Below are 14,644 nucleotides of genomic sequence, written 5' to 3'. Positions count from 1 at the left end.
TATCCCCAACTGTGAGATGACTATGAGTGACAAGCCTTCTTTAAGCTACAAAGATGCCGGTGTTGATATCGATGCAGGCGATGCTTTGGTTCAGCGAATCAAGTCCGTTGCAAAAGCCACTACTCGTCCTGAAGTCGTGGGTGGACTTGGCGGTTTTGGTGCGTTATGCCGTATCCCGACAGGTTATACCTCACCATTATTGGTTTCTGGCACTGATGGCGTCGGTACCAAACTAAAATTGGCGCTACAGCTGAACCGTCATGACACGATTGGCATTGATTTGGTCGCGATGTGCGTCAATGATCTATTGGTTTGCGGCGCAGAGCCATTATTCTTTTTAGACTACTATGCAACTGGTAAGCTGGATGTTGATGTAGCGGCGACTGTAGTGACTGGTATTGGTGATGGTTGTAAACTAGCGAACTGTGCGCTTATCGGCGGTGAAACTGCTGAAATGCCAGGCATGTATCAAGATGACGATTACGATCTAGCTGGATTCTGTGTAGGCGTGGTTGAAGAAGCAGAAGTCGTCACTGGTGAAAATGTCGCAGAAGGCGATGTACTGATTGCACTTGCCTCAAGTGGCGCGCACTCAAACGGCTACTCATTGGTTCGTAAAGTCATCGAAGTTAGCGGTGTGGATGTTACGAATAGCGACGAGCAACTAGACGGTCAGCCTATTCAAGATGCTCTAATGGCTCCTACCCGTATCTATGTAAAAGCAATCAAAGCATTACAAGACACGCTTGGTAGCTCAGCTTTGCATGCGATGTCACACATCACAGGTGGTGGTCTAACGGATAACTTGCCACGTGTACTACCTGATAATCTAGCGGCTAGCATCGATACCAATAGCTGGCAGTTCTCAGAGCTATTCACTTGGCTACAGACCCAAGGTAATATCGCGCAGAGCGAAATGTACCGTACCTTTAACTGCGGCGTTGGTTTTGTCATCGTTATGCCAAGAGACAAAGCAGAAGCTGCTATCCAGACTTTAACTGACGCGGGCGAAACAGCTTGGCAACTAGGTGAAATGGTCAAACGCAGCACTGATGGCCAGGCGGATGCAGTGGTGTACCGTTAATGTCGACTGATAACGCAAGCCAGCCTATCAAACCGTTGCGTATTGCTGTTCTAGTCTCAGGAAGTGGTAGCAACCTGCAAGTGTTAATCAATGCCATGCAAGCAGGTGCGCTACCAGTTGAAATCGTTGGTGTCATTAGTAACCGTGAAGATGCTTATGCATTGACACGTACTAAAGATGCCAATATTCCAGTTGCGGTATTGTCACACGTTGCTAATGGTAAACGTATGGGTATCAAGACGTTTGAAACCCATGCCAACGAGCAGCTAATAGCGTGGCAACCTGATTTGATCGTCTTAGCTGGGTTCATGCGTGTATTAAGTGGCTCGTTTATCGATAATGTACCAGCGCCCATGATTAACCTTCACCCTTCTCTACTTCCGGTTTATAAGGGTTTAGATACTCATAAACGAGTCATACAAGCGGGTGAACGTCGTCACGGCTGTAGTATTCATAAAGTGACAGCGGAGCTTGATGCAGGTCAGGTGTTGACTCAAGCCGTATTGAATGTCGATATCAACGACACCGCAGAGAGTTTACAGTCACGGGTTCAGAAGCTTGAACATCAATTGCTGCCTTGGACGATTTTACTCCTAGCAAAAAATGTATTATCACTTGAAGCAAATAATACACTATCGCAAACGGAGACTTACCTACCGACGTTACCTTTGCAATTGCTTATAGATGGATAAAAAATCTTAGCTTATTAAACTGCTTTTAATACCACTTTATATAGCACAATAAAAAGCCCAGTTACTCATTATGAGCAACTGGGCTTTTTTATTTGATAACTATTTATTATTTACTATCATTTAAAATCGTAAATAGTTATCTATTTAGCTAATTTGTCTAATTAGTTCATTCTTAAAATACATGAACTGCTTTAATGTTGACAAACTCTTTGATACCGAAGCCACCATGCTCACGACCATAGCCTGAGTTTTTCACGCCACCAAATGGCAGTGCAGGATTGGCAAGACCATAACCATTGATATAGACCATACCTGTATCGAATTGCTCACGTGCTAGACGAACAGCTTTCTCTTCGTCTTTTGAGAAAATCGCGCCACCTAAACCATAACGACTGTCATTAGCGATGCGCATTGCATCGTCTTCATCTTTTGCACGAATTAGTGAAGCGACAGGACCAAATAGTTCGTCATCGTATGCAGGCTGACCTTTTTCAACGTTCTCTAGGATAGTTGCTGGATAGAAGCTACCTTTACCTTCAGGTACTTTACCGCCAACAGCGATCGTTGCACCTTTAGCCACACTTTGCTCTACTTGCTCATGTAGCTGCTCACGTAGATCTGCACGTGCTAATGGACCGATATCTGAGCTGTCATCCATGGGGTCACCCGCTTTGGTGCCTTCAAATTTCTCAACGATACGCTTACGGAATTCGTCATATACGCTATCGACTACGATAAAGCGTTTGGCTGCTACACAAGTTTCGCCGTTATTGATTAGACGTGCTTGCGTACAGGTTTCTACTGCAGTTTCGATGTCAGCATCTTCTAATACGATAAATGCATCATTTGAACCTAGCTCTAATACAGCTTTCTTAATCGCCTTAGCTGCTTGTTGTCCAACGATTACACCTGCTTTGTCACTACCTGTTAGTGTCACGCCGCGTACTTTGTCGTTGCCAATCAATGCTTCTGACTGGTCATGATCAATGATAATCGTACGGAACAAATCACTTGGCAATTCAGACTCGTGAAGGATTTTTTCAATTAATAAACCAGAGCCTGTTACGTTAGATGCGTGTTTTAATAAGACACTGTTACCCGCCATCAAGTTTGCGATGGTATAACGGAATACCTGATACGCTGGGAAGTTCCAAGGCTGCATACCGTAGATAATACCAATAGGTTGGTACGTCACTAGCCCTTTTTTCATGCTTTCGATATCACGTACATCATCAGCCAAAGAAGCAACACCGTTTTCAGCAGTGTAATCACAGATGGCTTTACAGAGATCAATTTCTTGCATGCTCTGGCTGTATAACTTGCCGCGCTCTTCAGTCATCAGTTTAGCCAGCTCTTCTTTGTATTCCATCAGCTTATCACCGATAGACTTGATGACGCGACCACGTTCTTCGTGGCTCACTGTACGCCACTCTAAAAATGCGTTATGTGAAGCATCGACAATCTTGTTGACTTCGTCATTGCTCATATAATTGTAGTTACTGATTTCTTCGCCCGTGGTTGGGTTAATAGTAGTAATGTCTGACATAGTTACTGTCCTTATTATTCGAATTTACATTTGGGATTTATAATCGGGTTTACTGTCACTTATAATTATTTTGCTGTGACAGTTTTAATTATTAAATTTACGTCGATAGCACAATCTATTGGTAGCTCGTTTTCTATCTGCCGTTATCTTAACAAGCTATTTGATGAAGAGTTTTACAATATATTGTGAAGTGTGTTGAAGATGTTAATAGTGTGACTAACTTATTAAGTATAACTGAATATTACATACTAACTATTAAACGCTAGAACACAAAAAACCAGCCTAGTGGCTGGTCTAATAACTATATAGAGTGGAATCTAAAGAGAAATACTTTTATAAAAAATTCAGATAATCAGGAATATTCCGCTCTAATAAAAGATAGATTCAACTCACACAAACCAATCAAAACAAATGATTAATAACCGGTATCTCTTGTGGTGGATTTTCTTCTTCAGCAACGACTTGTCGTGCCACATGCATAATTAACTGACGTAACCAACGATGGGCTGGGTGATGCTGCAATAGAGGTGACCATGCCATCGTAAGCTCAAACTCAGGAATAAAAAACGGCGGATCTTCCATCATGATACTGTCGTTATTTGCCTGCATTCTTGCCACACGCGTGGGCAAAGTCGCTATCAAATCTTTATTTGCTGCAAGCATAGCAGGCATTTGATAATGTCGAGTAAAGACACTGATTTGGCGTTTTTGACCAAGGCGCTGCAGGGCTTGATCGATAGATCCTAGTCCACCAGATTTTTCTGGATTGACCCCAAAGCCCACGCCCATCCCTGTTTTAGATACCCAAACGTGCTGTGCTTTAAGGTAGTTTTTCAGATTAAAACGATTGGCATAAGGACTGTCAGAAGATAATAGGCAACTAAAAGTATCACGCCATACTAGAACCTGATGAAAGCTTTGAGGTATCTCGTTAAAACGGTTAATCGCTAAATCAACTCGTCCCTGCTCCATATCTCGATAAGAGACGTCTGATGGAGTCAAAAAGTCCAAAATCACATTAGGCGCTTCAGAACGTAGTGCTTTTACTAGCTTAGGTACTAGGGTCGCTTCGGCATAATCCGATGTCATGATACGGAACACACGAGAGGTACTATAAGGGCGGAATTCAGTACGCGGCTCCAACACTTGAGTCAAGTCAGCAAGTATCTCGCGGATACGCGGCTGTAATTCAAGGGCGCGTTCAGTCGGCGTCATACCCTCAGATGAGCGTACCAATAATGGATCATTAAACAGCTTACGCAAACGGCGCAAGATATTACTCATAGCAGGCTGAGTAATCCCAAGCTGCTCGGCTGCGCGAGTGACGTTTTTTTCTCGTAGCAACACATCTAGATGGACTAATAAATTTAAATCAACCCGCTGCAAATTCATATTTGGTTCTCTTGGCTTTTGAATAAACGCCATATTAAGGCTGGCATTTGTAGTGCTGCTACGATGATTTGTGCGCTATAACAGCATAATTTCATTATTTTTTACTAATTTGGTTCTATTTTTTTCTGATAGAGCTGCATTATAACTCATTAAACCTATCGTAAGACGCTGTTATATAAACATTATATCATACAGAAATACCAAAGATAACTATCATAAATTAGATAAATCTTGGTAAGGTGGTTATAGTGAGTTCTATAAAGGATTTGCAGCATAGAGGACGAACCTTAGGTTCATAAGCTGCTTTTATCCGATTAAATATTGTCGCTAAGTAATATATTAATGGTTTTTATCAGTCGTTAAATACGGTTAATTGACCTCATTATTGTAACATCTCTTGCTACCAATTATGACATCACTGGCTATTAAGTATTCAGATACCTTTTAGATATATAGTGAGAATCGATAAATATTTATAAACCAGCAATTATTTTCAACTGTTGAGTTCAGCAAATTTCTTGTAATAGCCTAGCGGTTTGTTTAGGGTAAATAGAGCTTCAATAGATAAACGATAGACCAAATTTTGAATATTACTTTTTAGTACAAAGATTTTAGTAAAACGACAGACCCATTATTTTAACAATTAACTTATTTGTTTTTACACCCCACCAAGGAGACTATAGATGTCAACTGCATATAAATCAGCGATCGACTTAGTACGTGAATTAAAGCAAAAGCACGGCAACTGGCAGAACATTAGCGAAGTTGATGCTGCACGTATGATGTCACAAAACCGTTTCAAAACGGGTTTGGATATCGCAAAATATACTGCAAAAATCATGCGTCAAGACATGGAAGATTATGACAATGATACGTCTCAGTACACGCAGTCTTTAGGTGCATGGCATGGTTTTGTTGCACAGCAAACTATGTACGCTAAGAAAAAATATTTCGGTACGACGTCTAAAACTTACATCTACCTTTCAGGTTGGATGGTAGCTGCTCTACGCTCTGAGTTTGGTCCACTACCTGACCAATCTATGCACGAAAAAACATCAGTACCTAAGCTAATCGAAGAAATCTACACCTTCTTACGTCAAGCAGATGCTAAAGTATTGAACGACTACTTCCGTGAGCTAAACGCTGCTGAAGAAGCTGGCCAAGACACTTCAGCTATCCTAGAAAAAATCGAAAACTTTGATTCACATGTTGTGCCAATCATCGCTGATATCGATGCAGGTTTCGGTAACGAAGAAGCTACTTACTTATTGACTAAGCAAATGATCGAAGCTGGTGCTTGTGCCATTCAGGTTGAAAACCAAGTATCTGACGCTAAACAATGTGGTCACCAGGCTGGTAAAGTAACGGTACCGCATGAAGACTTCATCTCTAAGCTAAACGCTATCCGTTATGCATTCCTAGAGCTTGGTGTTGAAGACGGCGTTATCGTTGCTCGTACTGACTCTGAAGGCGCCTCACTAACGCAAAAAATTCCAGTATCAAATGAGCCAGGCGATCTTGCTTCTAAATACATCGATTTCATCGAAATGGAAGAAGTAACGCTAGAGAACGCTCAAGAAAATGACAGCCTACTTAAGCACAACGGCAAACTAGTACGCCCGGTTCGTCTACCTAACGGTCTATATCAGTTCCGTGAAGAGACTAACATTGACCGTGTTGTACTTGACTGTGTAACGGCTCTAGAAAACGGCGCTGACCTACTATGGATCGAAACACCGACTCCAGACGTAGAGCACATCAAAATGATGGTTGACCGTATTAAAGAGCAACAGCCTAAAGCGAAGCTTGTATACAACAACAGCCCATCATTCAACTGGACACTTAACTTCCGTAAGCAAGTTATCGCACAGTGGGAAGAAGAAGGCAAAGACATCTCTGCATACAATAAAGATGACTTAATGAGTGCTGATTATGACGGTACTGAGCTTGATGCTGCCGCTGACGTAGCCGCTAAGAACTTCCAACGTGATGCGTCACGTGAAGCTGGTGTATTCCATCACTTAATCACGCTACCGACTTACCACACGACTGCTCTTAGCGTTCATGAACTTGCTAAAGGCTACTTCGGTGAAGAAGGTATGCTTGCTTATGCAGCTGGCGTACAGCGTAAAGAAATCCGCGAAGGCATCTCTTGTGTTAAGCACCAAGCAATGGCTGGTTCTGACCTTGGCGATGACCACAAAGAAATCTTCTCAGGCGATAACGCTCTGAAAGCTGGCGGCGGCAAGAACACGATGAACCAGTTCTAATAACCGACAGACTAGCAGTATTTATCAAAAAACCGTCCTACATCATGTAGGGCGGTTTTTTATTGCGGTTTAAATAATCAGAGAATGGTAGACTAATAATTGTTTATCACAACCATCGATCAGAGCCATCAGTCAGAATTATTAGGAGCTAATATGCAAGAGATAGAGCTGAAGTTTTTGGTACCAGAGTCACGGCTAAAGGGTTTAATGCGTCAAACGCACGTTAAATCCTCACAAGTGACACAACTGGCTGCACATTATTACGATACGCCTGACCAACAGCTTGCACAGGCAGGTATCGGTCTGCGTATTCGCAAAGAAGGCGATACATGGGTACAAACCATTAAAGCTGGTGGTGATGGTATTGCCGCACGCTTGGAGCACAATGCCGTACTCGATAATGAGCAAGTACAAACGATGCTCGATAATAATGAGCTAATGCCTGATTTAACGATATATCAAGACACTCCAGTCGCTGCAGCATTGGCTGATTTTAAGCTCAAAAAGCTAGCAAAGACGCTAACACGACTTTATGTGACTGACGTCGAGCGCACTACGCGGTTGCTAACAGAAAGTAATGAGGATGAAACCGATAACTGTATCGAAATGGCTTACGATCAAGGAGAAATCATCCATGGTACTGATGACTCGCTACGCAAAGCCATTCAAGAGATAGAGTTTGAACTGGTGTCAGGAGATTTAGATTTTCTATTTACAACTGCCAAAACATGGTGCAAGCGCTATAAGCTGTGTCTATCTACCGTTACCAAAGCTGAAAACGGCGGCTTACTTATTAACGGACAAAATCACAGTCCAGCAGTCAACGCAAACCTAAGTCAATTGCAAATAGACAAAGACAGCAGTGCACCTGCATTTATACGTGCGGTCGTACACAATTGCTTATTACAGATATTACCAAACAGCAGTGCTATCGTCGCTGGCAGCATAGATGATAATCATATTCTACAGTTAAGAGTTGGTATTGATCGCTTGCGTACTGCGTTGAAAGCATTTGCTGAATTCTCTGATGAGATTAATCCTGAATGGCTGCCGATACTAAAGCAAACTGCAACCTTGCTTAGCGACTACTATCAACTTGCTTATATCAATGCACAGATCGAACCTGAGCTACAAGCATGTGGCGCGCCTGCCGTTGACTGGACAACAGATATTGAAAATATCAAAATTACGCCTATCAATACGTTGCAAGCCAATGACTTTCAGATAACCTTGCTAGAGCTGATTGCCTTTACTATGAGCGACCCAAGCATTGAACCTCAGACTGATCAGCTTGCCCGCGATAAGCTAACGAAAGTCCTCTCTAAACAATATAAAAAATACCTTAAAACTAATAAAAAAGCTGACGAAATAAGTGATGAAGTAAGTGACGAAGTAAGTGTTGCTGAGCTTGTGAGCGATGACATCGAGGTAAACACAGACATTGCTGATAATGACCAACCTGAAAGCGAGCGGCTTAATCAGTTAAGAGATTTGCGCTACATCAGTGAATTTTCTACGCCTTTACTAAGTAAGAAAAAAGCTAAAAAGAAAACGAAACGTTGGTTAAAGCGTCTGATAAAAGCACAAAAAGCATTAGAACAACTGAACGATGATAATCAATATCAGCAGTTTTATGAATTGAAATCAAAAACAGATACTAATGCTTTATATGGTACGGGTTGGTTTACGGCCATACTAACTGATGACCAGAGTCATATTGATGCACGTTTAGCAAAATTTGCAGATAGCTCAACGTTTTGGTAATAGTAGTATCATTTTTATGAGGGGTACGGCTTTCATAAAGTAAAGCCACTCCATAAAAAAAGACAGCTAGTTATATAACTAGCTGTCTTTTTTTATTGTGTTTAAATAGCTTCTGTCAGCGCCATGGCTAAATGTGCAACACGACCTAATTAGCCACAATCGTAACAGGCATACCCTCTTCTACTTGCTCAAATAATTCTACAATATCTTCATTACGCATACGGATGCAGCCATGTGATAGCGGAATACTCATTGGTTCAGTATCTGGTGTACCGTGAATATAGATATAGCGCTCATAAGTATCGCAGCCACCTTGGCTATTGCTACCTTTGTTTAACCCTTCTTCAAGACCGCTTAACCAGAGAATACGGCTCAATATCCAGTCACGCTTTGGATGTAGCTCACCAAGATTTGCATCGTATATCTCACCTGTCGGCACACGCCCAACAAATACCGCATTCATAGGCTCGCTACCACCTATTTTTTGTTCAATGATATGCCTACCGAGCGGTGTGCAACCACTATCCTGCTGACTACCAATACCATTCTTTGCAGTGGAGACTACGTATCTCGCAACCTCAGTTTGCTGCTGGTACATCGTCAATGTTTGCTCAGCGATATTAATCACGAGTTGTTTATCAAGCGTCTTATTATTGGTCATAAATGCTTCCGACTATCAGTCATTCATCAGATTACTATCAAGGTTATTAGTAAAATGATTGAAAATTTCTATTATCAAGGGATTGTATCAAGACATTTGGCACCGTAATATAGGGGCACACTTTTTGATGCTAGCAGATTATGACGACTATTTCACCGACACGTGTGTCGATGTATGATTTTTTATATCATGATACCCAGCCTATGCTGTCACTTTTGGCCGATGCGGCACAGCTCTCTCTACCGCAAGCTCGCTTAGGGATGGATGCCAGTCTACAAGCCATCGTAAGTGCGCTTCTCGCCTATCAGCAGCGTCATCAGGGACAGGCAGTCAGCAAAAAGCTGTTTGGTCGTAGTGCTGTCAAAGAGTTACGACAGTATAACTCAATGAACTTTGCAACCATTAGCGCCACACTCTACCATCGTCACGATGCAGCAGATGCTGTATTTAGTGATAACGCCCGTGTCATAAAGGCAAGCGAACATATCGCTGAGAAGATTGATGCAACGACGCAGCAGGCTCAAACTCTACTCACCTCTTTATGCGTGATTGTGCTGCGTGAATTGGCTATCCTGACAGAATACAGTCAACTAGACAGTGATGAGATCAATAAATGGTTTGCACTACAACCACAGTTTTTATCAGCGGCCCGATTTAGCCCAGAGCATGCGCATACCTTGTCTGCTGAAACAGAAAGCAACAGTGACCTGCCCGAATCAACTACTAAAGCTGTTGAAGCGATAGAGAATAACTCAGAGAGTAATGCGGAACGTACTTTATTAAATGCTGAGCAGTTATCAAGCACTCCACCTTCTTTTGATCCTTACTGGTATGAACTGTCTGGATTCAAACCCGAAAACTATGAACCTGTGCAAGACATGCAAATGGCGACAGGCAATTACCTAAAAGCCATTGGACGCTCACCTGACAATCTACAGCAAGGTCGTCACAACGATATGCTAGTATTTACCGAGATGCATGCCGTTGCCTTACCACATCAACGCTGGCTGCTACAATTAGCCAAAATATCAGATATCTATCTCAGTCGAAATCGACTACGCGTTAACTCTGAACCAGCCAATCCACCTAAACCGCCTTTAGTAAGTTTGGGACTAATCGGCGGCAATAACGACAATACGCCAACCACCACTAGTGAAAAGCCTATCGAATATGAGGCTTCCACACCACTATGGAAAAATCCTGTCATTCTTATCATCATACTTGTCGTTGGTGTCCTTGGTGCACTCGCTACCTTGAAATACCAATCGCAAAAATCTGACGGTGCGATCCTGGCAACTGAAGAAGTGTTAGAACAAGATGCTATTGATGAGCGTCAACAGCAAGATGTGGCCATTGTAATGGTAGATGAAGACGAACCTGACGCTGCAAATACAGAAAAATCTGAGTAAAGCGTTTTACTTTTGAAATAGCTACCCTCAAAGCAACCGTTTTAGCAACCATTTACTAGCCATAAAAAAAGAGACCCTATCAACATAGAGTCTCTTTTTTGTTGTGCGATCTAAGTTACGAATTGACTATAAGCAGCCCAAAAACTTACTTAGATAAATCGCGACCACGGCTAGCTTCGATAGCTAAACGTAGGCCATTTAGACGGATAAAGCCTTCTGCGTCTTTTTGATCATAAGCGCCCGCATCATCTTCGAAAGTGGCGATTTTTTCATCAAATAATGAATCGTCAGATTTACGGCCGACGACGCTCACGCTACCTTTATAGAGTTTTACGCGTACCGTACCGTTGACGTATTCTTGTGATTTGTCAATCAATGCTTGTAGCATCATACGCTCAGGGCTGAACCAATAGCCATTGTAGATAATTTTTGCGTAGCGTGGCATTAGCTCATCTTTTAGATGGGCAGCTTCACGATCAAGCGTTAGTGACTCAATACCGCGATGCGCTTTTAGCATAATAGTACCCGCTGGCGTCTCGTAGCAACCACGTGATTTCATACCGACGTAACGGTTTTCAACGATATCTAAACGGCCGATGCCATGTTTGCCGCCGATTTCATTCAGCTTAATCATGACTTCATAAGGCTTAAGCGCTTCGCCATCGATAGCAACGATGTCGCCTTTTTCGTATTCTAGTTCTAGATATTGCGCTTCATCAGGTGCTTCTTCTGGGCTGACAGACCAGCGCCACATGTCATCTTCTGCTTCAGTATACGGTTCTTCTAGAACACCGCCTTCATAAGAGATATGTAGTAAGTTAGCATCCATGGAGTAAGGAGATTTTTTCTTATTGCCCGCATAATCAATGGCGATATCATGCTCTTCAGCATATTTCATTAGGCTTTCACGGCTTGATAGATCCCACTCGCGCCAAGGAGCAATGGTTACTACGTCTGGTGACAAAGCGACAGCACCTAGCTCAAAACGAACTTGGTCATTGCCTTTACCAGTCGCACCATGGCTGATAGCATCGGCATTATGCTCTTTAGCAATCTCAACCAAGCGCTTGGCAATCAACGGACGGGCAATAGACGTACCTAATAAGTACTCACCTTCGTAAATGGCGTTAGCACGGAACATAGGGAATACATAATCACGAGCGAACTCTTCGCGCAAGTCTTCGATATGAATATGCTTGATACCCATTGCTTGAGCTTTGGCTCGTGCTGGCTCAACTTCTTCGCCTTGACCGATATCAGCGGTAAAGGTAATTACTTCCGCATCATAAGTTTCTTGTAACCATTTAGCGATGATTGAGGTATCAAGACCACCTGAATAAGCCAAGACGATTTTATTGATATTTTTTGGATCAAGTTGAGCCATGAAGAACTCCCATTATGAAATATAGTTTTAGAAAAGGCGACGATCAAATCGAAAGCAAGTCGAACGATAATTACCTGCTCAGTGTACATCATATTTACTATGGGCAAAAGTCTAACTGCCATAAGGCGTGCGCTTTTGACTTAAATTCTAGTCAACCTCATTTTTGCCACCAAAATTTAAACATCATTTAACGACAGGATACTAACCTTAGCTCGATGAATTATGTACAGATATCTAGCCTTATATTTAGTCAAGTGGGCAAATCTGTTATGATAGACCCACAGTATCACTCCCTTTTGTTTCCTTTATTTGACGATATAGAGCGCTTTGACACTATGACTGATTCGATTAGAGAATTGACCATCCTTCAGCCAGATGACTGGCATATTCATTTGCGTGACGATCTCGCTTTGAGCACGACCGTACCTCATGCAGCAAGCAGCTTCAACCGTGTCATCTGTATGCCTAACCTGGTGCCTCCAGTCAAAAACGCGCAGGATGCTATTGCTTACCGCGCACGTATCATGGAGCAATTAGTAGCAAGTAACTTAAGTCTTGAGCGCAAGTCAGCTTTCGATCCGCGTATGACCCTATACTTAACGGATAACACCACTGCCCAAGACATCGAGTTGGCAGCGCAGTCAGGTATCGTACAAGCTGTCAAACTCTACCCTGCTGGAGCGACTACCAACTCCACAGATGGTGTCACCAATATTAATGCCTGTGTCGATGTCTTTGAAGCATTAGAAAAGTACAATTTGCCACTACTGATACATGGTGAAGTTACTCAAGACCATATAGATATCTTTGATCGCGAAAAGCGTTTCTTAGACGAAGTATTGGCTCAAATTATCGTGAAATTCCCTACGTTGAAAATAGTAGTAGAGCACATCACTACCAGCGATGCGGCAGATTTTGTATTGTCACAAGGTAACAATGTTGCTGCCACTATTACGCCGCAGCATTTGATGTTTAACCGCAATCATCTATTGGTTGGTGGTATCAAACCGCATTTTTATTGTCTACCCATTTTGAAGCGTGAAAGCCACCAAAAAGTGCTATTAGATGTAGCTACTAGTGGTAATCCAAAGTTCTTCTTGGGTACTGACTCTGCGCCACATGCGACAGACAAAAAAGAAGCCGCTTGTGGCTGTGCAGGTTGCTATAGTGCAGCCACGGCGCTGCCTTTGTATGCGACCGCCTTTGACAGTGTTGGAAAGATAGATAAGTTAGAGGGTTTCGCCAGTCGTTTTGGTGCTCAGTTCTACGGCTTACATCTAAATGAAAGCACGATCACACTTGTCAACACACCTATGCAAGTACCGACTGACTATCCTTATTTTGATGGCGCATCATTGACGCCCCTAATGGCAGGTGAGACGCTACCTTGGTCGATTAAGGCTTAACGCCCGCAAAGCTTAGCATTCAATAAATGACCTATTATTTTATCCTATGATATTAATGATACCTTTGTAGTAGATTTCTTTGTACTAAAGGTGCAGTTAGTATCGTAGGATGCTTATTTCTTATTCAATATATTAGTACGACTGATAAAAGTGATTTAACTTTATATGACCAATCAAAACATAGCGACCTTGCCTGACGAAGACTTATCAAACCCTAAATCTGCTAGTCCTGATACTACTCTAAACGCTTCCCCTGAAGATGTAGCTTCAGCGACAGATGAGCAAGCACCTATGGCATTAAAAGACCGCTTTCGTAAGTTCTTGCCTGTCGTCGTCGATGTGGAAACAGCAGGTTTCAATGCCCAGACCGATGCCCTATTAGAAATTGCCTGTATTCCTGTCTTACTGAATGAGCAAGGTGTATTTTATCCAGGTGAAGCTTTCAACGCTCATATCGAGCCTTTTGAAGGCGCAAACTTAGAGCCAAGTGCGCTTGCCTTTACCGGCATTGACCCTAAAAATCCAATGCGCAAAGCCATTGCAGAAGATGAAAAGACAGCATTGCGCCGCATCTTTAAAGGGTTAAAAGACGTACGCCGTGATGAAGAATGCCGTCAATGTGTCTTAATTGGACACAATGCCCATTTTGACTTGGCTTTTTTGAATGCAGCTGTGCTACGAACCAATAGCAAAAACCACAATCCATTTCATAACTTTTCAGTATTCGATACCGTTACCTTATCAGCATTAGCATTTGGTCAAACTGTCCTAGCACGTGCTTGTAAAGCAGCAGGGTTAGAGTTTGATGGCAAGAATGCTCACTCAGCTCTGTATGACACTCAAAAGACTGCTGAGCTATTCTGTCATATACTAAATAACTATCCCATGTTGGCCAATGCACTGCACAATGAAGACGCGAAAGAAGAGTCAGCTGATAGCGACAGTCAATAAGTCACATATCCTATATTGCCAATCATACATAATAGTGCTATTTGTAATACTTGATGACTTTGACATCTTGATTTGGCAATCAATA

General features: G+C 42.3%; 11 protein-coding genes. 7 read left to right on the top strand and 4 right to left on the bottom strand.

Features of this window, described 5'->3' with window-relative positions:
- Positions 1–22: 22 nt before the first annotated feature.
- Together purM and purN are read left to right on the top strand one after the other, a co-directional pair.
- The gene (purM, locus tag I3249_RS03045) at positions 23–1,084 is read left to right on the top strand and encodes a phosphoribosylformylglycinamidine cyclo-ligase (protein WP_238068515.1); all 1,062 of its coding nucleotides are present in this window, start codon (positions 23–25) and stop codon (positions 1,082–1,084) included.
- Complete coding sequence (gene purN, locus I3249_RS03040) at positions 1,084–1,776, top strand: phosphoribosylglycinamide formyltransferase (RefSeq protein ID WP_238068513.1); 693 nt, start codon at positions 1,084–1,086, stop codon at positions 1,774–1,776. The genes purM and purN overlap by 1 nt, the downstream gene beginning before the upstream one ends.
- A 172-nt stretch (positions 1,777–1,948) precedes the next feature.
- On the opposite strand, the gene I3249_RS03035 is transcribed toward purN, so the two are convergent.
- Positions 1,949–3,322, bottom strand: coding sequence for an NAD-dependent succinate-semialdehyde dehydrogenase (locus tag I3249_RS03035; protein WP_238068511.1), 1,374 nt, complete (start codon positions 3,320–3,322; stop codon positions 1,949–1,951).
- Positions 3,323–3,724: 402 nt separating this feature from the next.
- On the bottom strand, positions 3,725–4,714 hold the full coding sequence (locus tag I3249_RS03030; protein WP_057761159.1) for a LysR family transcriptional regulator: 990 nt from the start codon (positions 4,712–4,714) through the stop codon (positions 3,725–3,727).
- A gap of 683 nt (positions 4,715–5,397) precedes the next feature.
- On the opposite strand from I3249_RS03030, the gene I3249_RS03025 reads away from it, so the two are divergent.
- Both I3249_RS03025 and I3249_RS03020 read left to right on the top strand, forming a co-directional pair.
- On the top strand, positions 5,398–6,984 hold the full coding sequence (locus I3249_RS03025; RefSeq protein ID WP_101206309.1) for an isocitrate lyase: 1,587 nt from the start codon (positions 5,398–5,400) through the stop codon (positions 6,982–6,984).
- A 153-nt stretch (positions 6,985–7,137) separates the two neighbouring features.
- Positions 7,138–8,748, top strand: coding sequence for a CYTH and CHAD domain-containing protein (locus I3249_RS03020; RefSeq protein ID WP_238068510.1), 1,611 nt, complete (start codon positions 7,138–7,140; stop codon positions 8,746–8,748).
- A gap of 145 nt (positions 8,749–8,893) precedes the next feature.
- Here the strand turns inward: I3249_RS03020 and I3249_RS03015 are convergent, their stop codons facing one another.
- Entirely contained in the window at positions 8,894–9,409 is a 516-nt protein-coding gene (locus I3249_RS03015; RefSeq protein ID WP_102093075.1) for a L,D-transpeptidase, read from the bottom strand.
- 140 nt (positions 9,410–9,549) lie between these two features.
- Between I3249_RS03015 and I3249_RS03010 the strand changes: the two genes are divergently transcribed.
- A complete protein-coding gene (locus I3249_RS03010; RefSeq protein ID WP_238068508.1) occupies positions 9,550–10,818 on the top strand; it encodes a hypothetical protein in 1,269 nt (422 codons plus the stop codon).
- Positions 10,819–10,963: 145 nt separating this feature from the next.
- On the opposite strand, the gene I3249_RS03005 is transcribed toward I3249_RS03010, so the two are convergent.
- Positions 10,964–12,202 carry an argininosuccinate synthase gene (locus I3249_RS03005; protein ID WP_057761167.1) on the bottom strand — a complete coding sequence of 413 codons (1,239 nt, stop codon included), beginning with the start codon at positions 12,200–12,202 and terminating at the stop codon, positions 10,964–10,966.
- 335 nt (positions 12,203–12,537) lie between these two features.
- Between I3249_RS03005 and pyrC the strand changes: the two genes are divergently transcribed.
- Together pyrC and rnt are read left to right on the top strand one after the other, a co-directional pair.
- Positions 12,538–13,608, top strand: coding sequence for a dihydroorotase (gene pyrC / locus I3249_RS03000; protein WP_238068507.1), 1,071 nt, complete (start codon positions 12,538–12,540; stop codon positions 13,606–13,608).
- Between the two features lie 291 nt (positions 13,609–13,899).
- Positions 13,900–14,559: a ribonuclease T gene (gene rnt / locus I3249_RS02995; protein WP_101206451.1), complete on the top strand. Its 660-nt coding sequence runs from the start codon at positions 13,900–13,902 to the stop codon at positions 14,557–14,559.
- Positions 14,560–14,644: the final 85 nt, after the last annotated feature.

The organism is Psychrobacter sp. Ps1 (genome assembly GCF_022129425.1).
Taxonomy (GTDB): domain Bacteria; phylum Pseudomonadota; class Gammaproteobacteria; order Pseudomonadales; family Moraxellaceae; genus Psychrobacter.
This window is presented reverse-complemented; position numbering and strand designations above follow the sequence as displayed.